1 protein-coding gene is annotated in these 615 nt (G+C 69.1%); it reads right to left on the reverse strand.

Features of this window, described 5'->3' with window-relative positions; translation table 11 throughout:
* Positions 1 to 615, reverse strand: a 615-nt coding sequence (locus tag ACH0AB_RS11925; protein ID WP_406878278.1) for a GMC family oxidoreductase N-terminal domain-containing protein, incomplete at both ends; no start/stop codon positions are given.

Here is a 615-nt window from a genome sequence, read left to right on the forward strand (position 1 = left end):
GCGTGGTGCCCAGGGACCCCGCGGCCAGGACCACCTTGTCGTACGTCGCGACCCGCTGACCGACGACGTTGCCCTGGAAGTCGATGGTCTTCAGGGACAGCGCGTAGCCCGTGCGGGTCTGCACCATGCGCGTGACCTCCGTGAACGGGATGACGTTCACCAGGCCGGTGGCCCGCGCGGTGCCGAGGATCGTCCGCGGAAGGCTGCGCTTGCCGTGGTTGTTGCCGAAGATCACCTCCTGGTCCAGGGCTGAGCGCACGGCACCGCGGTGGCCGACGTGCTCACGCCGCATATGGTCCCAGTCGTACACGTTCGGGACGCTCACCACCTCGAAGCCGGCGGCCGTGGCGTGCCGAGCGGAGGTGCGGGCGTACTGGTAGTACTCGGCCGTGCCGATGATGTCGACGGGCGGAGCCGCCACCTGCAGGGCCGCGTTCGCCCGAGGGTAGTAGGTGGAGTACATCTCGTCGCCGTCGACCTGGGGCAGGACCCGGCTGAAATAGGAGCGACCGGGCGTCACGGCCATGCCGCCGTTGACCAGGGAGCCGCCGCCCACACCACGTCCCACGTACACCTTCATCTCATCGAAGCGCTCCGTGTCCAGCACACCCGCGC

This window comes from Moraxella sp. 179-F 1C4 NHS (genome assembly GCF_045370505.1).
Classification (GTDB): Bacteria; Pseudomonadota; Gammaproteobacteria; order Pseudomonadales; family Moraxellaceae; genus Faucicola; species Faucicola tetraodonis.